We start from the raw sequence: 22,287 nt of genomic DNA on the forward strand, positions 1-22,287 counted from the left end.
GTGGAATTGGGTGACCGGGCACTACCGCTGACGCGGGCGCAGCTGGATATCTGGCTCGCGCAGCAAACGGGTCACTTCGATGTGGCGTGGCAACTCGGCGTGCTCGTGCGGATCGAGGGCCCCGTCGACCGCGCTCTGTTCGAGCAGGCCATGCGTCACGTGGTAGGCGAGGCCGAAAGCCTCAGGGCGTACTTCTTCGAGGTAGACGGCCAGGTCTTTCAGAAGGCGATCGACGACCCGGATGTCGAGCTGGCCTTCTACGACCTGAGCGACGCGTCCGATCCCGAGCGCGAGGTCCGGGAGCGGGCGTCGGCGATCCAACGGACTCCGATGCCGCTCACCGGTCCGATGATCAACTTCTACTTGTTCCAAACGGCGCCCGCTGAGTACTACTGGTTCACCTGCTGTCACCACATAGCCATCGACGGGCTGGGCCTAGCCCTGCTGGGCCGCCGAATCGCGGCTGTCTATTCCGCGCTTGCCTCTGGTGCGGCCATATCTCCCGCCTTCTTCGGCACCTTGCGCGACCTCGTCACCAGCGAGTCGGAGTACGCCGCATCTGCCGATTACGTTTCGGATCAGGCCTATTGGGCTGAGCACCTCCCGTCGGCAAGCGAATCCGAGTATCGGTTGACCCAAGCCGCCAGCGAGCGGGACCCGTATGCGCCCTCTGCGCCAGTCCAATTGGAATCGTCGGTGGTCGGCTCGATCAAACAGCTGTCCAAAGCGTTGGGCATCCGCCGATCATCGATCCTCACCGCCGCCTGCGCGCTCCTGGTCCGCGGATTTCGCACTGACAATTCAGACGAAGTGGTGCTCGACTTCCCCGTCAGCCGCCGGCTGGATCCGGAGTCGAAGACGCATCCCGGAATGCTCGCCGGGGTTGTGCCGCTGGTGCTGAATGCGCCGCCGACGGCCACGGTCGCCGACTTCCTTCAGCAAGTCGATACACGGTCACGAGAAGCGTTGCGGCATCAGCGGTTCCCAGTGCACATGCTTGGCGGCGACGGCGGCTTCCGTGGTGCTCCGCAGGCGTCCAACCGAGTGGTCGTCAACTTCGTCCCGGCCAGACTGACCCTCAGCCTCGCGGGCGTACCGGCGACCGCGACCTACACCACGTTCGGTCCGGTCGGCCACTTCGGGCTGTTCTTCCTCGGATTCGGGGACCAGCAATACCTGAGCACGGTCGGGGTCGGACAACCCTTCTCGAACTTCGACGTCTCGGATTTGGCCGGGCGGTTGCAGGAGCTGTTGGTGGCGATGGCGGCTGACCCCGGCCAGGCGTTGTCGTCGGTGGATGTGCTTGGTGAGGCTGAGCGTGCCCGGTTGGGGGTGTTTGGGAATACGGCGGTTTTGACGGGGCCGGTGGGTGTGCCGGTGTCGGTGCCGGAGTTGTTCGCCGCGCAGGTGGCATGCGTGCCGGGGGCGGTGGCGGTGTCGTGTGGTGGGTTGTCGGTGTCGTATCGGGAGTTGGATGCGGCGTCGAATCGGTTGGCGCATTTTTTGGTGGCCCAGGGTGTGGGGCCGGGGTGCGCGGTGGCGTTGCTGTTGTCGCGGTCGGCCGAGGCGGTCGCGGCGATGTTGGCGGTGCTCAAGAGCGGGGCGGCGTATGTGCCGATCGATCCGGGGTCGCCGGATTCGCGGATCGGGTTCCTGTTGGCCGATGCCGCGCCGGTGGCGGTGCTGACCACCGCCGAGCTGGCCGGGCGGTTGGCGGGTCATGGTGTGGCGGTGGTCGATGTCGATGATCGGCGCATCGACACCTTGCCCGACACTGCCTTGCCCGAGCCGGATGTCGGGGGGTTGGCGTATGTGATTTACACCTCGGGCACCACGGGTGTTCCCAAAGGTGTTGGGGTGACTCATCGTAACGTGGCGCAGTTGATCGGGTCGCTGGATGCGGGGTTGCCGGCGCCGGGGGTGTGGTCGCATGCGCATTCGTTGGCTTTTGACGTTTCGGTGTGGGAGATCTTTGCCCCGCTGCTGCGCGGTGGACGGGTGGTGGTGGTCGACGAGGACACCGCGCGCTCACCCGAAGAGCTGCATGCGGTGTTGGTCGCTGAGGGTGTGACGGTTTTGACCCAGACGCCGTCGGCGGTGGCGATGTTGGATCCGGCCGGTTTGGATTCGGTGTCGTTGGTGATGGCCGGGGAGGCTTGCCCGCCCGAGGTGGTGGATCGGTGGGCGCCGGGTCGGGTGATGGTCAACGCCTATGGTCCGACCGAGACGACGATGTGTGTGGCGATCAGCGCCCCGCTGACCCCCGGGTCGGGGGTGCCCCCGATCGGGTCGCCGGTGCCCGGGGCGGGGTTGTTCGTGCTCGATGGGTGGTTGCGGCCGGTGCCGGCCGGGGTGGTCGGGGAGTTGTATGTGGCCGGGGCCGGGGTGGCCGTGGGATATCTCGGGCGTGGCGGGCTGACCGGGGCGCGGTTTGTGGCGTGTCCGTTCGGCGGGTCCGGGCAGCGGATGTATCGGACCGGGGATCTGGCGTGTTGGGGTGCTGATGGGCAGCTGCAGTACTTGGGCCGCGCCGATGAGCAGGTCAAGATCCGCGGGTATCGCATCGAGCTGGGTGAAATCCAAGCCGCACTGGGTGCTTTGGATGGGGTGGGGCAGGCGGTGGTGATCGCCCGTGAGGACCGTCCCGGGGATAAGCGGCTGGTGGGTTACATCACCGGGACGGCCGATGCGGCCGAGCTGCGGGCGCGGCTGTCGGAGCGGTTGCCGGCGTTCATGGTGCCCGCGGCCATCGTGGGCCTAGACGGGTTGCCGTTGACCGCGAACGGCAAGCTGGACACCCGCGCGTTACCGGCACCGGAATATCAGGCCGGTGCCTACCGCGCCCCGCACGACGCAGTCGAAGAAATCCTGGCCACCATCTACGCCGAGGTCCTCGGCGTCGACCGCGTCGGCATCGACGACTCCTTCTTCGAACTCGGCGGCGACAGCATCTCGGCGCTGCAGGTGGTGTCGCGAGCGCGGGCGGCCGGATTGACGTGCCGGCCCCGGGACGTCTTTGTCGAACAGACGGTTGCCCGCCTGGCCCGCGTGGTCGGGGCAACCGACGGCGAGGCCGGCGTGATCGACGAGGGCATCGGTCCCGTCCTTGCCACCCCGATCATGCGGTGGCTGCAGGACGTGAACGGCCCCATCGATCAGTTCAACCAGACGATCGTGCTGCAGGCGCCGGCCGGAGTGACCGAGGCCGACGTGGTGCCCGTGTTGCAGGCCCTGCTGGACCGGCACTCCATGCTGCGGCTGCGCGTCGAGGGTGACGGGCGGGCGTTGTGGGTTCCCGAGCCCGGCTCGGTGGACGCGGCCGGCTGCCTGCGATCCGTGGCTGCGTTGACCGATGAGGCGCTGGTGGAGGGGCGGTCGCGGCTCAACCCCGCCACCGGGATCATGCTGAGCGCGCTCTGGGTCGGTCCCACCCGTCAGCTGGCGTTGATCGTCCACCATCTGGCCATCGACGGGGTGTCCTGGCGAATCCTGTTGGAGGATTTGAACATCGCTTGGGCGCAGCACCGGGGCGGTCAGCCGGTGGCGCTGCCGACGGGTGGCACGTCGTTCGCCCGATGGGCCACGCTGCTCGGCGAGCATGCGCACCGCCCGGAGGTTATCGAACAGACCGATGCCTGGGCGCGAATCGCGGCGACCCCGTCGTCGTTGCCGGCGGTACGGCCCGGCGCCGACACCTATGCCACCGCCGGGCACCTGTCCGCGTCCCTGGATGTCGAGACCACCCGCACCCTGCTCGGCGAGGCGCCCGCGGCGTTTCACGCTGGCGTGCAAGACATTCTGTTGATCGCGTTCGCGGTGGCATGGGCGGAGTTCTTCAGCGATGCCGCGGGGCCGATCGGCATCGACGTCGAAGGCCACGGCCGGCACGAGGAACTCACGCCCGATGTGGACCTGTCGCGTACGGTCGGCTGGTTCACCACCAAATACCCGGTGTCACTGACGGCCGGTGGGCTGGACTGGGCGCAGGTGCTGGCCGGCGAGCCGGCGCTGGGGGCGGTGATCAAAGAAGCCAAGGAACAGCTCCGCGCCGTGCCGCACCCGCTGACGTACGGCGTGCTGCGCTACCTGAACGGTGACGTGGAACTGGACGGCGCCGACCCGACGATCGGGTTCAACTATCTCGGTCGCCTGGTCGCCGGGCAGGAGCTGTCCGAAGATTTGTGGCGACTGCACCCGGAGAGCCTTTCCCTGACCGCTGCCGCCGCGGCGATCCCAATGTCGTTGGCGCACACCGTCGAACTCAACGCCGGCACCGTCGACACCGACGCCGGCCCGCAGCTGCACGCCAACTGGACCTGGGCGCCGTCGGCCCTCGACGAAGCGCAGATCTCCCGGCTGAGCCAATTGTGGTTCGACGCCTTATCCGGCATCTGCGCGCACGTGCGAGCCGGCGGCGGCGGCCTGACGCCGTCGGACATCGCGCCCGCCCGCCTGAGCCAACCGCAGATCGACGAGCTGCACCGGCGGTACGAACCCGCCGACATTCTGCCGCTGACCCCGCTGCAGCAGGGTCTGCTCTTCCACTCCAGCACCGCGCAAGGCAGCGACGACATGTACGCCGTGCAGCTGGACTTCACGCTCACCGGCCCCCTCCACCCCGACCGCCTGCACGATGCGGTGCGCACGGTGATCAACCGGCATCCCCACCTGGCGGCCCGGTTCTACGAGCGCTTCGACGAGCCGGTGCAGATCATTCCGGCCAATCCGGTGGTGGCCTGGCGCTACGTCGAGCTCGATACCGAGGAGCAGATCGAGCGGCTGTGCGTCGACGAACGCGCCGCGGTCTGCGACCTGGCCGACCAGCCGCCCTTCCGGGTGGCGTTGGTGCGCACCGGGATCGACCGGCACCGGCTGGTGCTGACCAACCACCACATCGTGCTCGACGGCTGGTCGCTGCCGATCCTGCTGCGCGAAATCTTCACCAGCTACTACGGTGAGCCGCTCGCCGCGGCCGCGCCCTACCGCAGCTTCGTCACCTGGCTGGCCGATCGGGACCTCGACGCCGCCCGCGCGGCCTGGGCTCAGGTGCTCGCCGACTTCGAAACGCCCACATTGGTCGGCACAAAGGATCGATTGGGACAAGGGCGGCGCGGATCGGCATCGTTCCGTGTGGCAGAGGAAACCACCCAAGCCCTCACCGAACTCGCGCGCTCGTGCCGGACCACCGTCAGCACCGTCCTGCAGGGCGCCTGGGCGTTGCTGCTGACCTCGCTGACCGGCCAACCCGACGTCGTCTTCGGCACCCCGCGGTCGCGCGTGGGCCAACTCGAAGTGGCCGGCGCCGAATCGATGGTGGGGCTGCTGATCAACACGGTGCCCGTGCGCGCCGCCATCACCGCGACGACCACCCCCGCGGACCTGCTGCGGCAGTTGCAGGACACGAACAACGACACGCTCGAGCATCAACACCTGGCGCTCAGCGACATTCATCGCCTCACCGGCCACGAGCAGCTCTTCGACACCCTGTTCGTCTACGAGAACTACCCGATCGGCGACGGCATGGAGTTGGGCCCCGACGGGCTGGCCATCGCCGGGTTCACCAACCGCGAGTACAACCACTACCCGCTGACGATGGAGGCCCTCCCGGGCCGCGAACTCGGCCTGCACGTCGAGTTCGACACCGACGTGTTCGACGCCGCGAGCGTCGAGGCGCTGGTCGAACGGTTCCGGCGCGTGTTGGTGGCGATGACTTCCGATCCCGCCCGCCGCCTGTCATCCGTTGAGCTGCTGGATCGCGGCGAGCGTGAACTGGTGCTGTCGCAATTCTCCGGCGCGGGTGTCGCCGCGCCGGTGGGGGTGGCGCCGAAGTTGTTGGCGGCCGCGGTGGCGACCGACCCGGGCGCGGTGGCGGTGGTCGACGGCGACCGGCAATTGTCGTACGGCGAACTCGACGAGTGGTCAACCCGCCTGGCGCGCAAACTGATCGACGCGGGCGTGGGCCCGGAGCGCGCGGTGGGTGTGGCGATGGATCGCCGGGTCGACTTGGTGGTTGCCTTTTGGGCGACGGTCAAGGCCGGCGGCGTGCATGCACCGGTGGATCTCGACCATCCGGTCGAGCGGGTCGCCGCCGTGCTGGACGCCGCGGGCGCGGTCTGCGTGTTGACCTGCGACACAGACGAAGTGGCCGGGGCCGGCACGCGGCCGGTGCTACGGATCGACGGCCTTGACCTGTCCGGGCAGTCCGACGTGCCGATCACCGACGCCGATCGATTGGCGCCGCTGACCGCGCACGACACCGCGTACGTGATTTTCACGTCCGGGTCGACCGGCGTCCCCAAAGGGGTGGTGTTGAGCCACGCAGGCCTGCTGGGATGGGCCACCGCGCAACGTGATTCGTGTGGATTGGATGCAGACACGCGGGTGCTGATGGTGGCCTCGCCGACCTTCGACGCGTCGGTCGGCGAGATGTTGCTGGCGGCGGCATCCGGGGCGGCGCTGGTGGTGGCCCCGCCACAGGTGTACGCCGGGGAGCCGCTGACCGCCCTGCTGCAGAGTCGGCACGTCAACGCGGCGTTCCTGACGCCGACGGTGCTGTCGTCGCTGGATCCTGCCCGGCTGAAAGCGTTTGACAAGCTGATGATCGGCGGCGAGGCCTTCCCGGCGGAGCTGGCGGCCGCCTGGGCGCCGGGCCGGCGCATGTTCAACGTCTACGGCCCGACCGAAACCACCATCTGGATCACCGCTGCGCCGCTGTCGGCCGAGGGTCCGGTTCGCATCGGCACCCCCGTCCCGGGCGTGTGCGCCGTGGTGCTCGACGCCTGGCTGAACCCGGCACCGATCGGCGTCGTGGGCGAGCTGTATGTGAGCGGGCCGGCGTTGGCGCACGGCTACCTGGGTCGGGCCGACCTGACCGCGGAACGGTTCGTGGCCAACCCATTTGGCGGCACCGGCGAGCGCATGTATCGCACCGGCGACCTGGTGCGCTGGACCCGCGACGGCGTCTTGGACTTTGTCGGTCGCGCCGACGCACAGATCAAACTGCGCGGCCAGCGTATCGAACTGGGCGAAATCGAAAACACCTTGCTGGCCTGCCCGCACGTGACTCAGGCCGCCGTCACGGTGCACGACAGCGGCGCCGGTTCCCATCTGGTCGCCTACGTCACCCTCGATCACAACACCAGCGCCGACCACGACGCGGAAAACGTCGAAGAGTGGCAACACCTGTACGACGAGTTGTACAGCCCCGATGCCGGGTCGGACTTCGGCATGGACTTCCGCGGTTGGAACAGCAGCTACACCGGCGACGCCATCCCGCTCGAGGAGATGATCGAGTGGCGTGCCGCCACAGTGGATCGGATCATGGCTTTGCGGCCGCGCCGAGTGCTGGAGATCGGCGTCGGCTCGGGATTGCTGTTGTCACAGATCGCCCCGCAGTGCGATCAGTATGTCGCCACCGACTTCTCGCCGGTGGCGATCGAAAACCTGGCCCGCTCGCTGGAGCGGTTGCGGTTCGCATGGCGCGACCGCGTCGAGCTGCTGACCCAGCCCGCCCACGTCACCGACCAACTGCCACTGGGGCACTTCGACACCATCATTCTCAACTCGGTCGTCCAATATTTCCCCAACGCGAGATATCTGGCCGAAGTGATCGACAACGCGATGGAACTGCTGGCCCCCGGCGGGGCGATGTTCATCGGCGACGTGCGTAACCACACCCTGCAGCCCGCGTTCCAGACCGGAATCGCGCTGGCGCGCAACGGCGCGGACGCCACCGACGCGTCCGACATCCGGCAGCGTGTTCGCCACGCCATGCTCGGTGAGACCGAATTGCTCTTGGCCCCGGAGTTTTTCACCACCTGGGGGGTCAACAGCCAGTCGGCGGACGGGCTCGACATCCAAGTCAAACGCGGATTTGCAGACAACGAACTGAACCGGTACCGCTACGACATCACTATCCACAAGGCGCCCGCACGCGCGCGCTCGGTGGCCGCCGCGCCCACCTGGACGTGGACCGAGTGCGGGGGCCTGGACGGGCTGCGCGGCGAATTGGCGGCGCTGCGTCCCGCCGTCGTCCGCATCACTGAAATCCCCCAGGCCGGAGTGATCGCCGACGTCCGCGTCGAAACCGCGCTCGCAGCGGGGCTGCCCGTGGCCGATGCGCTCACCCAAGCCGGCTCCGACGCCGGCCCCGGTGCCGCCGTCGCCGAAGAACTGCATCGCATCGGTGACTCCACCGGTTATCGGGTCGCGGTGACCTGGGGGACCCAACCGGGCACGCTCAGCGCGGTTTTCGTCGACGCCGCCGACCAGCCCGCCGAGCCCCTGATCGACCTCTACCTGCCCCCGGCCGGGACGCGCCAGCGCACGAGCCACGCCAATGACCCCCGCACCAACACCAAGATCGGCGAGGTGCGCGAGCGGTTGAACGCGTGGCTGCCCGAATACATGGTGCCGACACACATCGTGGCGCTCGAGGAGTTCCCGCTGACCGCCTCGGGCAAGCTCGACCGAAAGGCCCTGCCTGCACCGGATTACCAGGACGTGGACCGCTACCGCGCGCCGGCCACCGCCGTCGAAGAGATCCTCGTCGGCATCTACGGCCAGGTGCTCGGGCTGGAGCGCGTTGGCGTCGACGACTCGTTCTTCGACCTGGGTGGGGATTCGCTGTCGGCGATGCGCCTGATCGCCGCCGTCAACACCAGCCTGAACGCGGACCTCGGGGTGCGGGCCGTCTTCGACGCACCCACGGTTGCCGAGCTGGTGCTCCTCATCGGTGACGGAGCCAACCGGCCGGAGCCGCTGGCGGCGGGGGAGCGTCCCGCGGTGATTCCGCTGTCGTTCGCCCAGAGCCGGCTGTGGTTCATCGACCAGTTCCAAGGCCCCTCACCGATTTACAACGTCACTGTCGCATTGAAGCTGCGCGGTCACCTGGACGCCGACGCGCTTGGTGACGCCCTGGCCGACGTCGTGAGCCGCCACGAAAGCCTGCGCACGGTGTTTGCCGCAACCGACGGCGTCCCGCAGCAGGTGGTGGTTCCCGCCGAGCGGATCGGCTTTGCCTGCGACGTCGTCGATGCCCGCGGGTGGCCGGAAGACCGGCTGCGTGAGCGGATGGCGGCGGCGGCGCGTTACACCTTTGACCTGGCGAACGAAAGCCCGTTGCACACCGAGCTTTTCGCCGTCAGCGACGACACCCACATGCTGGTGGTCGCGGTGCACCACATTGCCGCCGACGGCTGGTCGATCACTCCCTTCGCGCGTGACCTCGGGGTGGCATACGCCAGCCGGTGCGCGGGGCATGCCCCCGACTGGGCGCCGCTGGCCGTGCAGTATGTCGACTACACGCTATGGCAGCGCGCGCATCTCGGAGACGTCGACGATGGCGACAGCCGCATCTCGGCCCAGCTGAACTTCTGGGCGGACGTCCTGGCCGGGCTACCCGAACGCCTGCAACTGCCCACCGATCGGCCCTACCCCCAGGTCGCCGACCACCGCGGCGCCCGCCTGGCGGTGGACTGGCCGGCGGAACTGCAGCACCAGATTCGCCGGGTGGCGCGCGAGCACAACGCGACCAGCTTCATGGTGATTCAGGCCGCGTTCGCCGCGCTGCTCGGCAAGATCGGCGCCGGCGACGATGTGGCAGTGGGCTTCCCGATCGCGGGGCGATCCGAGCCCGCGCTCGACGAGCTGATCGGGTTCTTCGTCAATACCTTGGTGTTGCGGGTCGATGTGGCGGGGAACCCGACGTTCGCGGAGCTGCTGGCCCAGGTGCGACGGCGCAGCCTGGCCGCTTTCGAGCACCAGGACGTGCCGTTCGAACTGCTGGTGGAGCGGCTCAATCCCACCAGGAGCCTGACCCATCATCCGCTGATTCAGGTGCTGCTGGGCTGGGAGAACTTCCCCGGGGAGGTCGCCGATCCCGCGGGCGGTCTGGCCCTGGGGGATCTGCAGGTCACGCCAATGCCGGTGCACACCAACACCGCTCGCATGGATCTGACCTTCTCCCTGGCCGAACGTTGGACCGACTCGGGGCAGCGCGCCGGCATCGCGGTGACGGCGGAGTATCGCACCGACATCTTCGAGGGCAAGACCGTCGAGGGATTGATCGAGCGGTTGCAGCGGCTGTTGACGGCGGTCACCGCCGAGCCGGAGCGCCGGCTATCGTCCGTGGACCTGCTCGATGCGGGCGAGCAAGCCCGGCTACAGGAGTGGGGCAACGCGGGAGTGCTGGCCCGGCCGGTGACGCCAGCGTCGGTCCCGGCGTTGTTCGCCGCGCAGGCGGCCCGCACGCCCGGCGCGGTGGCACTGGTCTGCGAGGGCCGGTCCATGACGTACCGGGAGCTGGACGAGGCGGCCAACCGGTTGGCGCACCTGCTGAGGCGCAACGGCGCTCGCCCGGGTGAGCTTGTCGCGCTACTGTTTTCGCGCTCGGCCGAGGCGATCGTGGGGATACTGGCCGCGCTCAAGTCCGGGGCGGCCTACCTGCCGATCGACCCGGCGCTGCCGGCGGCCCGGATGGAGTTCATGCTCGCCGACGCCGCGCCGATCGCCGCGCTCACCACCGCGGCGCTGGCCGACCGGCTGGACGGGTTCGACCTCGCGGTCATCGACGTCCATGACCTCGCCGTCGCCGACCAACCGACCACCGCCTCGCCGGCGCCCGCCCCCGAAGACCTTGCCCACATCATCTACACGTCCGGCACCACCGGTGTGCCCAAAGGCGTTGCGGTAACCCAAAACAACGTCGCCCAGCTCTTCGACTCGCTGAAGATCGGCATCGAGTTGTCGCCGGAGCAGGTGTGGACGCAGTTCCACTCGTACGCCTTCGACTTCTCGGTATGGGAGATCTGGGGCGCGCTTCTGCACGGCGGGCGACTGGTCGTGGTGCCCGAGTCGGTGGCGCGCTCACCGGAAGAATTCCACGCGCTGCTGGTCAGCGAGCGCGTCACCGTGCTCACCCAGACCCCGTCGGCGGTCGGAATGCTTCCGGCCGACGGTTTGGATGCGACAGCGCTCGTGATCGGCGCCGAGCCCTGCCCGCCAGAGCTGGTGGATCGCTGGGCGCCTGGGCGGGTGATGGTAAACGTCTACGGCCCAACCGAAACCACGATGTGGGCGTGCAAGAGCACGCCGCTGGAAGCGGGATCGGGTTTCCCGCCGATCGGCTCCCCGGTCACGCGGGCCGCCTTCTTCGTGCTGGACGAGTGGCTGCGGCCGGTGCCGGCCGGCGTGGTCGGCGAGCTGTACCTGGCCGGCGACGGCGTCGGCGTCGGATACTGGCGCCGGGCCGCGTTGACCGCGTCGCGCTTCATGGCGTGCCCGTTCGGCGCGCCCGGAACCCGCATGTACCGCACCGGCGACCTGGTGTGTTGGGGCACCGACGGGCAACTGCGCTACCTGGGCCGCGCCGACGAGCAGGTCAAGGTCCGCGGCTACCGCATCGAACTCGGCGAAATCCAAGCGGCGCTAAGCGCTTTGCCCGGCGTGGAGCAGGCGGTGGTCGTCGCCCGCGAGGACCGCCCAGGCGATAAGCGCCTGGTGGGTTACGTCACCGGGACGGTGGACGTGGCCAAGGCGCGTTCCGCGCTCGCCGAGCGACTCCCCGCGTACATGGTCCCGGCGGCGGTCGTCGTGCTGCCGGCGCTGCCCATGACGGTCAACGGCAAGCTCGACACCCGCGCCCTGCCGGCACCGGATTACCGAGACATCGACAGCTACCGCGCGCCCACCACCGCGGTCGAAGAGATCCTGGCCGGCATCTACGCCGATGTGCTCGGCGTAGAGCGCGTCGGGGTCGACGACTCGTTCTTCGATCTCGGCGGCGATTCATTGTCCACGATGCGACTGATCTCGGCGATCAACTCCTCGCTGGATACCGATCTACCGGTGCGCGTCGTGTTCGAGGCGCCGACGGTCGCGCAGTTGGCCCCCCGCATCGACGAGGGCGCGGGCCGGCTGCAGCCGCTGGTGGCCGTCGAGCGCCCGGCGGTGATCCCGCTGTCGTTCGCCCAGAGCCGCTTGTGGTTCTTCCAGCAGCTGCAGGGGCCGTCGCCCATCTACAACATGGCCGCCGCGTTGCGGCTGGGCGGCCGACTCGACACCGACGCGCTGCGTGCGGCCCTGGCCGATGTGGTGCGACGCCACGAGAGCCTGCGCACGCTGTTCCCCGCCCGCAAGGGAACGCCTCAGCAATTGGTGGTTCCCGCCGAAGAGGTCGATTTCGGCTGGGACATCGTCGACGCCACCGGCTTCTCGACCGGTGAGCTGGACGAGGCCATCGAAGCGACGACGCGCTACACCTTCGACCTGGCGGCCGAAACCCCGCTGCGCGCCAAGCTGTTCGCCCTCGACGAGCAGGAACACCTGCTGGTGATCGTGGTGCACCACATTGCCGCGGACGGCTTGTCGCTCACGCCGTTGGCCACGGATCTCAGTGTGGCGTACACCAGCCGCGCCTCAGGACGGGCGCCCGGCTGGGCCGACCTGCCGGTGCAGTACGTCGACTACACGCTGTGGCAACGCGCGCAATTCGGTGAACTCGACGACAGCGAGAGCCCCATCGCGGCTCAGCTGTCCTACTGGCAGGACGCCCTGGCGGGCATGCCCGAGCGGTTGGAGCTGCCGACCGACCGGCCCTACCCACCGGTCGCCGATCAGCGCGGCTCGAGCGTGGTCGTGGACTGGCCGGCGGAGCTGCAACACCAGGTTCGCCGGGTGGCCCGCGAACACAACGCGACCACCTTCATGGTCGTGCAGGCCGCACTGGCGGTGCTCTTGTCGAAAATCACCGCCAGCTCGGATGTTTCGGTCGGCTTCCCGATCGCCGGGCGTCGCGACCGCGCGCTCGACCAGCTCGTCGGCTTCTTCGTCAACACGTTGGTGTTGCGGGTCAATCTGGCCGGCGACCCCAGCTTCACCGAACTGTTGGCACGGGTTCAGGCGCGCAGCCTGGAGGCCTTCGAGCACCAGGACGTGCCGTTCGAGCTGCTGGTGGAGCGGCTCAACCCGACCCGAAGCCTGACCCATCACCCGCTGGTGCAGGTGATGTTGGCCTGGCAGAACTTCGCCGGGCACGACGATCCGGCCGCCGGTCTGGCGTTGGGGGACCTCGAGGTCACCTCCGTGCCGGTCGACACCGATTCGGCCCGAATGGATTTGGTGTTCTCGCTGGCCGAACGCTGGAACGAGACCGGCGAGGGCGCCGGAATCGGTGGGCGCGTCGAATTCCGCACCGACGTGTTCGACGCCGAGACCATCGAGGCGCTGATCGCGCGGCTGCAGCGGGTGTTGGTGGCGATGGCGGGCGACCCTTCGGGGTTGTTGTCGTCGGTGGATCTGCTTGGTGAGGCTGAGCGTGCGCGGTTGGAAGTGCTTGGTAATAGGGCGGTTTTGACGAGGCCGGCGGCTGTGTCGGTGTCGGTGCCTTCGTTGTTTGGTGAGCAGGTGGCCCGTGCGCCGGGGGCGGTGGCGGTGTCGTGTGGTGGCTTGTCGGTGTCGTATCGGGAGTTGGATGAGGCGTCGAATCGGTTGGCGCATTATCTGCTAGCTGCGGGTGCGGGCCCGGGTCGCACGGTGGGGCTGTTGTTGTCGCGGTCGGCTGAGGCGGTCGCGGCGATGTTGGCGGTGCTCAAGACCGGCGCGGGGTATGTGCCGATGGATCCGGGGTCACCGGATTCGCGGATCGGGTTCCTGCTTGCCGATGCCGCGCCGGTGGCGGTGCTTACCACCGCCGATTTGGCCGATCGGCTCGACGGGCACGGCGTTGCGGTGATCGATGTCAATGATCGGCGCGTCGAGGCCGAGTCCGGCACTGCCTTGGCGGAACCGGATGCCGAGGGTCTGGCGTATGTGATTTACACCTCGGGCACCACGGGTGTGCCCAAAGGTGTTGAGGTGACGCATCGTAACGTGACGCAGTTGATCGGGTCGCTGGATGCGGGGTTGCCGGCGCCGGGGGTGTGGTCGCATGCTCATTCGCTGGCTTTTGATGTGTCGGTGTGGGAGATCTTTGCTCCGTTGCTGCGCGGTGGCCGGGTGGTGGTCGTTGATGAGGAGGTGGCGCGTTCGCCGGAGGAGCTGCACGCGGTGCTGGTCGCCCAGGGCGTGAGTGTGTTGACGCAGACGCCGTCGGCGGTGGCGATGCTGGATCCGGCCGGGCTGGATGGGGTGGCGTTGGTGATGGCCGGTGAGGCGTGTCCGTCCGAGGTGGTGGACCGGTGGGCGCCGGGTCGGGTGATGGTCAATGCCTATGGGCCGACCGAGACGACGATGTGTGTGGCGATCAGTGCCCTACTCCAACCCGGGTCGGGGGTGCCGCCGATCGGTTCGCCGGTCGCTGATGCGGGGTTGTTTGTGCTGGATGGCTGGTTGCGGCCGGTGCCGCCCGGGGTGGTCGGGGAGTTGTATGTGGCCGGGGCCGGGGTGGCCACCGGCTACCTCGGGCGCCCGGGGCTTACGGGGTCGCGGTTTGTGGCGTGTCCGTTTGGTGGGTCCGGGGCGCGGATGTATCGAACCGGGGATTTGGCCTGTTGGGGTGCTGATGGGCAGCTGCGCTATCTGGGTCGTGCCGATGAGCAGGTCAAGATCCGCGGGTATCGCATCGAGTTGGGCGAAATCCAAACCGCGCTCAGTGCTTTGGATGGGGTGGAGCAGGCGGTGGTGATCGCCCGCGAGGACCGCCCCGGTGACAAGCGCCTGGTCGGTTATATCACCGGAGAGGCCGATCCGGCTCAGCTGAAGACCGCGTTGGGTGAGCGGTTGCCGGCATTCATGGTGCCCGCGGCCATCGTCGGCCTGCAAACCCTGCCGCTGACCGCCAACGGAAAGCTGGACACCCGCGCGCTACCGGCACCGGAATACCACGCCGGTGACTACCGCGCCCCGCAAAACGCAGTCGAAGAAATCCTGGCCACCATCTACGCCGACGTCCTGGGCGTCGAGCGCGTCGGGGTCGACGACTCCTTCTTCGAACTCGGCGGCGACAGCATCTCGGCGATGGGCCTCATCGCCGCGATCAACAGCAATCTGAACGTCGGCCTCCCGGTGCGCGTCGTGTTCGAGGCGCCCACCGTCGCCCAGCTGGCGCTGCGGATCGGTGAGGGCACGGGCGGGCTGGAGCCGTTGGTGGCCGCCGAGCGGCCGGCCGTGGTGCCGTTGTCTTTCGCGCAGAACCGGTTGTGGTTCCTCGACCAATTGCAGGGCCCATCACCGGTTTACAACATGGCGGCCGCCCTGCGGCTGAGCGGGCCGCTCGACGCCGACGCGCTGGGCGCGGCGCTGGCCGACGTGGTGGCCCGGCACGAGAGCCTGCGCACCCTGATCGCCGCGCCCGAGGGCACGCCGCAGCAGCTAGTGACCCCCGTCGAACGGGCCGATTTCGGATGGGAGATCGTCGACGCCAGCGCCTGGTCCGCCGGCCAGCTCCATGAGGCCATCGGCGCCACGGCGCGCTACACCTTCGATCTGGCGACCGAAATCCCATTGCGGGCAGAGCTTTTCCGCATCCGCGACGACGAGCACGTGCTGATGGCGGTGGTCCACCACATCGCCGCCGACGGGATGTCGATGACCCCGCTGGTGCGCGACCTGGGCATGGCGTACGCCAGCCGCTGCGCCGGGCATGCCCCCGGCTGGGCGCCATTGGCGGTGCAATACATCGATTACACGCTGTGGCAGCGCGCACAGTTGGGCGACCTCGACGACCGCGGGAGCGCCATCACCGCGCAGCTGGCCTACTGGGAAGAGGCTCTGGCCGGGATGCCCGACCGGGTGCAGCTGCCCACCGATCGGCCCTACCCGCTGGTGGCCGATCAGCGCGGCGCCATCATCGAAATCGACTGGCCCACCGAGCTGCAACGGCGAGTCAGCGAAGTGGCCCGCAAGCACAACGCCACCAGCTTCATGGTGGTCCAGACCGCTCTGGCGGTGCTGCTCTCCAGGCTCAGCGCCAGCCCCGATGTGGCCGTGGGGTTCCCGATCGCCGGGCGGCGCGACCCCGCGCTCGACGACTTGGTCGGGTTCTTCGTCAACACTCTGGTGCTGCGGGTCGACGTGGCCGGCGACCCCACCTTCGCCGACCTGCTGTCCCAGGTGCGGCAGCGCAGCCTGGCGGCCTACGAACACCAAGACGTGCCGTTCGAGGTGCTGGTCGAGCGGCTCAACCCGACCCGAAGCCTGACCCACCACCCCCTGGTCCAAGTCATGCTGGCCTGGCAGAACTTCGCCGGGCACGACGGCGGCCCGGTCGCCGCCCTGGCGCTGGGCGACGTCGAGATCACGCCGATACCGGTGGACACCCAGACCGCGCGGATGGACCTGACCTTCTCACTGGGCGAACGGTGGAGCGAAGCCGGGGATCCCGCCGGCATCGGCGGGACGGTGGAATTCCGCACCGACGTGTTCGACGCGGAGAGCATCGCGGCGCTGATCGGACGGTTGCAGCGGGTGCTGCTCGCGATAACCGCCGACCCCGCACAAACATTGTCATCGGTGGACCTGCTCGATGAGGCCGAACACGCCCGGCTGGACGGCTTCGGCAACCGCGCCGCGCTGACCGCAGCGGCGACCGAGACGTACTCGATCCCGGCGCTATTCGCCGATCAGGTGGTGCGCACCCCGGACGCCGCGGCGCTGGTGTGTGCCGGCCACTCGATGACCTACCGCGAGCTGGACGATGCGTCGAACCGGTTGGCCCATTTGCTGGTCGGTGCGGGTGTGGGGCCGGGGCAATGTGTCGTACTGCTTTTTCCCCGGTGCGCCGAGGCGATCGTGGCGATGCTGGGAGTCCTCAAGACCGGGGCGGCGTATGTGCCGGTTGATCCGGCGCACTCGGCGGCGCGGATGGAGTTTGTGCTCGACGATGCTGCACCGAGCGCGGTCATCACCACGGCGGACCTGCGGTCACGGCTGGATGGCGCGGGACTGCCGGTGGTGGATGTGTATGAGCCCGCCGTACAGGCTCAATCGTGCGCGGCGTTACCGGTGCCGGCCGCAGAGAACATCGCTTACGTCATCTATACGTCCGGGACGACCGGCACTCCTAAAGGGGTGGCCGTTCCCCAACACAACGTGACTTGGCTGGTCGAGTCACTCGATGAAGGGCTGCCGCCGGGCCGGGTATGGACGCAGTGTCACTCCGCGGCGTTCGACTTTTCGGTTTGGGAGATCTTCGGTGCGCTGTTGCGCGGTCGGCGGCTGGTGGTGGTGCCCGAGTCGGTAGCTGCTTCCCCTGAGGACTTTCACGCGTTGCTGGTCGCGGAAAAGGTCAGCGTGTTGACCCAGACCCCGTCATCGGTGGCGATGTTGCCGGCGCAGGGGTTGGAGTCCACCGTATTGGTGGTTGCCGGTGAGGCCTGCCCCGCCGAAGTGGTGGATCGGTGGGCAGCGCCGGGGCGGGTGATGATCGATGCCTATGGGCCGACGGAGAACACGGTATGCGCGTCGATGAGTTCGCCGTTGGTGCCCGGGTCGGGAGTGGTGCCGATCGGGTCTCCGATCGCGGGTGCGGCGACGTTTGTGTTGGACGGATGGCTGCGGCCGGTGGCGGCCGGGGTGGTCGGTGAGTTGTATCTGGCGGGCCGCGGCGTCGCGATGGGATATATGCGCCGCGCCGGTTTGACGGCGTCGCGATTTGTGGCTTGTCCGTTCGGGGCGCCTGGAGCGCGCATGTATCGCACCGGGGACCTGGTGCGCTGGGGTGCCGATGGGCAGTTGCAGTATGTCGGGCGGGCCGATGAGCAGGTGAAGATCCGCGGGTATCGCATCGAACTCGGCGAAATCCAGTCGGTGCTGGCGGGTCTCGACGGCGTCGATCATGCCGTGGTGATCGTCCGCGAAGACCGTCCCGGGGAGAAGCGCCTGGTCGGCTACGTTACCGGCGCCGCAAAATCAGATGGTTTGCGCGCTGAGCTGGCCGAGCGGTTGCCGGCTTACATGGTGCCGACGGCGGTGGTGGCATTAGACGCGCTGCCGTTGACAGCCAACGGCAAACTCGACACCCGCGCCCTCCCGGTACCCGAGTACACCACCGGTGAATACCGTGCCCCAAGCAACGCGGTCGAGGAGATCCTGGCCGGCATCTACGCCCAGGTCCTCGGCGTCGAACGCGTCGGCATCGACGACTCCTTCTTCGATCTCGGCGGCGACAGCATCTCGTCGATGCAGGTGGTGACCCAGGCGCGTGCCGCAGGCCTGGTGTGCAATACGCGCGACATCTTCACCGAGCAGACGGTGGCCCGGCTGGCCCGCGTGGCCGAGGCGGTCGGCACCGACGCCGCCGTGATCGACGAGGGCCTCGGGCCGGTGGTGCCCACCCCGATCATCCGTTGGCTCGAAGACGTGGAAAGCGCTGGCGGCCAAGTCGATCAGTTCAACCAGACCATGCTGGTGCAGGCGCCCGCCGGTGTCACCGAGGGCGACGTGGCGACGGTGTTGCAGGCCCTGCTGGATCGCCACGCCATGCTGCGGCTGCGCGTCGACCGCGACGGCTCCGGCTGGTCCCTGACGGTTCCCGAGTCGGGCTCGGTGGATGCCCGCGCGTGCCTGCACGCGGTGGACGAGCTGTCCGACGCGGCGGTCGTCGACGCGCGGTCGCGGTTGAACCCGGCCGCCGGGATGATGCTCAGCGCGCTGTGGGTGGTCTCCACCGGCCAGCTGGTGGTGATCGTTCACCACCTCGCCGTCGACGGCGTTTCCTGGCGAATCCTATTGCAGGACTTGAATATCGCCTGGGCCCGGCATCACGGCGGGCAACCGGTCGAGTTGCCCGCCGCGGGCACCTCGTTTGCCCGGTGGTCGTCGCGGTTGGCCCAGCACGCGCACCACCCCGACGTCGTCGATCAGGCCGACACCTGGACAAAGGTGGCGGCGACACCGCCGGCCCTGCCCCCGGTGCGGCCCGAGGTGGACACCTTCGCCACCGCCGGGCATCTCTCGGTGGAGCTGGATGCCGAGACCACCGGCATGCTGCTCGGTCAGGTGCCGGCGGCGTTCCATGCTGGGGTGCAAGACATTCTGCTGATCGCGTTCGGCTTGGCATGCGCGGAGTTCTCCGGCAACCGCGGCGCCATCGGCATCGACGTCGAAGGCCACGGGCGCCAAGAGGAGGTGGGTCGCGACGTCGACCTGTCCCACACCGTGGGATGGTTCACCGCCAAATACCCGGTTGCGTTGTCGGTGGGTGGCGTCCCCTGGGCGCAGGTAGTCACCGGAGGGGACGCGCTGGGCGCGGTGCTCAAAGACGCCAAGGAGCAGCTCCGGGCTCTCCCGGATCCACTGACCTACGGACTGTTGCGCTATCTGAACACCGGAGTCGACCTGGACAACTCCGACCCGCCGATCGGGTTCAACTATCTGGGACGCCAGGGCGGTGCGGCCGAGCTCACCGTCGACATGTGGCGGCCCGTGCAGGACGGCTGGTCGGTCACCCGCGCGGCTGCGTCGATATCCATGCCGCTGATGCACACCCTTGAGCTCAACGCGGTCACCGTCGACTCCGAGGCCGGCCCGCAGCTGCACGCGAACTGGACGTGGGCGCCATCGGCGCTCGACGATGGGCAAATCACCCGGCTGAGCCGGCTGTGGTTCGAGGCCCTCGCCGGCATCTGTGCCCACGTGCGTTCCGGCGGCGGCGGTTTGACGCCGTCCGACATTGCCCCCGCGCGTCTCAGCCAAGAGCAGCTCGATCAGCTTGCGCGGCAACACCACCCTGCCGATGTGCTCCCCCTGACCCCGGTCCAGCAGGGGCTGCTCTTCCACGCCAATACCGCGCGGGCGAGCGTCGATCTCTACGCGGGACAGCTGGACATCAGCATCCGTGGCCCGCTCGACCCCGACCGCCTGCGCGATGCGGTGCACACGATGATCGCCCGGCACCCGAACTTGGTGGCGCGATTCTGCGACCGGTACAACGAGCCGGTCCAGGTCATCCCGGCGGACCCAGAGGCGTCCTGGCAGTACATCGAGCTCGACGGCGATTCCGACGTCGACGAGCATGTCGAGCGGCTGTGCGCCGCCGAGCGCGTGGCGGTCTGCGGCGACCTCGCCGAGGATCCCGCCTTCCGGGTGGCCCTGATCCGCACGGCATCCGACCGGCATCGGCTGGTGCTGACCAATCACCACATCGTGCTCGACGGCTGGTCGGTGCCGATCCTGCTAGGGGAGATCTTCGCCGGCTATTACGGCCAGCGGCTACCGGCGACGGCGCCCTACCGCAACTTCGTCACCTGGTTGTCCGAGCGAGACCTCGATGCCGCCCGCACCGCCTGGGCCAAGGTGTTCGCCGGCGTTGACAGCCCGACCCTGGTCGGTCCGCAGGACCGGGTCCAACTTGGGCAGCAAGGCGTCGAGTTGTTCGCCCTGCCGCCCGTCCTCACCCAGGCCATCACTGACTTGGCGCGGTCGTGCCACATCACCGTCAACACGGTCCTGCAGGCCGCCTTCGCGCAACTGCTGTGCGGCTTGACCGGCCGACGTGATGTCGTTTTCGGCACCACCGTTTCGGGCCGGCCCGCCGAAGTCACCGGCGCTGGAACGATGGTGGGCCTGCTGATCAACACCGTGCCGACGCGGGCGAACATCACCGCGACCACCACCACCGCCGATCTGCTCGAGCAACTGCAAGGCGCTTACAACCACACGCTCGACCACCAGCACTTGGCGCTCAACGAGATCCACCGGATCGCCGGACACGATCAGCTGTTCGACACCCTGTTCGTATACGAGAACTATCCGATCGACGCCGGCGCGCTGTCGGGCAACCACGAGCTGGCCGTCACCGACATCATCAGCCGGGAATCCACCCACTACCCGCTGACGATGCAGGCGCAGCCTGGGCACGAGATGCGTTTACAGGTCGAATACGACACCGATGTTTTCGACGCGGCACACATCGCAACGCTGCTCGAACGGATGCGGCGGTTGCTGGTCGCCATGACCAGCGACCCGGCGCGCCCGTTGTCTTCGATCGACGTGCTCGACGACGCAGAACACAACAAGCTCGACGAGATCGGAAACCGCGCGGTCCTCATCCAGCCGTGGGTGGCGATGTCGATTCCGGCGTTGTTTGCCGCGCAGGTGGCGCGGGCGCCGGGGGCGGTGGCGGTGACGTTTGAGGGCCGGTCGTTGTGCTATCGGGAGTTGGATGAGGCGTCGAATCGGTTGGCGCATGCGTTGGTTGGTCGGGGTGCGGGGCCGGGTGAGTCGGTGGCGGTGGTGTTGTCGCGGTCGGCGGAGGCGATCGTGGCGATCTTGGCGGTGTTGAAGTCGGGGGCGGCGTATTTGCCGATTGATCCGGCGTTGCCGTGGGCGCGGGTCGAGTTCATGCTCAGCGATACCGCGCCGGTGGCGGTGGTGAGCACCGCGGCGTTGGCGCCGCGGTTGGCCGGGTATGGCCTGCCGATCGTGGATGTGGGTGATCCGGCGTTGCTTCGCCAGCCGCGTTGGGCGCCGCTGGGGCCGGGTCCAGAGGATGTGGCGCACGTTATTTACACCTCGGGCACGACTGGGGTGCCCAAGGCGGTGGCGGTCAGCCATGCCCAGGTGACTCGGTTGTTCGACGCGCCGCAGGTGGGGGTGGTGTTGGGACCGGGGCAGGTGTGGGCCCAGTTCCATTCGTATGCCTTTGATTTCTCGGTGTGGGAGATCTGGGGGGCGTTGCTGCACGGTGGGCGCCTGGTGGTGGTGGCGGATGCGGTGGGGCGTTCGCCGAAGGATTTGCACGCGCTGCTGGTGGCCGAGCAGGTGAGTGTGCTCAGTCAGACCCCGGCGGCGGTGCGGATGCTTTCCCCGCAGGGTTTGGAAGGCATGGCGTTGGTGATCGGGGCCGAGCCGGTGGGTGCGGAGTTGGTGGATCGGTGGGCGCCGGGGCGGACGATGATCAATGTCTACGGGCCGACGGAGAGCACGATCTTCGCCACGGCGAGCACGCCGTTGGTGGCGGGGTCGGGTCTGCCGCCGATCGGGTCGGCGGTGCCCGGGACAGCGTTGTTCGTGCTGGACGGCTGGTTGCGTCCGGTGTCGGTCGGGGTGGTCGGGGAGTTGTATGTGGCCGGGCGCGGGGTGGGTTATGGGTATGTGCGCCGGGCGGGGTTGACCGCGTCGCGGTTCGTGGCGTGCCCGTTCGGGGCACCCGGGCATCGGATGTATCGGACCGGGGATTTGGTGTGTTGGGGTGTTGATGGGCAGCTGCGTTATGTCGGGCGCGCTGATGAGCAGGTCAAGATCCGCGGGTATCGCATCGAGGTCGGTGAAATCCGTTCGGCGCTGGCCGCCCTCGAGGGCGTGGACGAGGCGGTGGTCGTCGTGCGTGAGGACCGCCCCGGCGATAAA

1 protein-coding gene (running past one end of the window) is annotated in these 22,287 nt (G+C 68.4%); it reads left to right on the forward strand.

The genetic code is table 11. The annotated features are described in order from the left end of the window. Positions 1-22,287: the 5' portion of a non-ribosomal peptide synthetase gene (locus A5758_RS14500; RefSeq protein WP_082939697.1), read on the forward strand. The gene runs 8,832 nt beyond the window's last position; 22,287 of the gene's 31,119 nt are visible here — the first part of the coding sequence; it begins with the start codon at positions 1-3; its stop codon lies beyond the right edge, outside the window.

It is taken from the genome of Mycobacterium sp. 852014-50255_SCH5639931, from assembly GCF_001665605.1.
Lineage (GTDB): Bacteria > Actinomycetota > Actinomycetes > Mycobacteriales > Mycobacteriaceae > Mycobacterium > Mycobacterium paraffinicum.